Origin of the sequence: Vibrio sp. 1727 (assembly GCF_033344415.1) — a bacterium.
Taxonomy (GTDB): domain Bacteria; phylum Pseudomonadota; class Gammaproteobacteria; order Enterobacterales; family Vibrionaceae; genus Vibrio; species Vibrio alginolyticus.
In genome coordinates this window covers 1-755 of sequence record NZ_JAWPOT010000217.1, presented here as the reverse complement: position 1 = coordinate 755, position 755 = coordinate 1, and the positions used below count along the sequence as shown (strand labels likewise).

1 pseudogene is annotated in these 755 nt (G+C 44.1%); it reads left to right on the top strand.

Annotation, left to right across the window (positions count from 1 at the left end):
* Positions 1-393: pseudogene (locus tag R8O10_RS24870) on the top strand (D-hexose-6-phosphate mutarotase); the annotation flags it as partial.
* Positions 394-755 lie beyond the last annotated feature (362 nt).

Below are 755 nucleotides of genomic sequence, written 5' to 3'. Positions count from 1 at the left end.
TACCTAAACGTGGGCGATATCAAACAAGCGCAAACAACAGGTATGGGCAATGAGTACATCGACAGCTTGAAAAATAGCGAAGTGTGTCAGGGTGGTGAGGTTCTTCAACTGACTGACACCATCGATCGCGTATACACGCAACCAGAAGCTCAAATTTTAGTGAAAGACCCTGTTCTTAACCGCACGTTGAGCGTAGCGAACCGCGGCCATAACTCCGCAGTACTATGGAACCCGTGGGCGGAAGGTGCACAAGGGATGGGAGATATGGCTGACAATGGCTATGAAAACATGCTGTGTGTGGAATCTGCCCTTCATGCGCAAAGTATTGAAGAAGGCAAGACTCTTGAGCCAGGCGAGAGCTACGAGCTCGTGACAGTGATTGCTGCACAATAATCTTCCTAGGCCGGCTCATCCGGCCTTTTTTTGAAATCATTTCCGTTCTTCCTCGGTCACTTTCTAACTAACCCATTGGTTATCTGAGTTTTTTGACAATTTAATTAATAGATATCAAAAAAATTATTCATATAAACCGATAGCATGCCGATACAAAACTCATAAGTTATAAATATATCAGGAAGACATTCCATGTTAGCAAAGTACCGAAATCAAAGTGTTGGCTTTCAACTAAAGTTAGTCATCACTTTGTGCCTAGTAATTGCCTTTTCCAGCATTGCTGCGCTCGTTTATCGAAACGCATCTGGCGTGCTGCTAGAAAGTACGTTGAGAGAACATCAATCCAAAGTCGAGTCGATGGC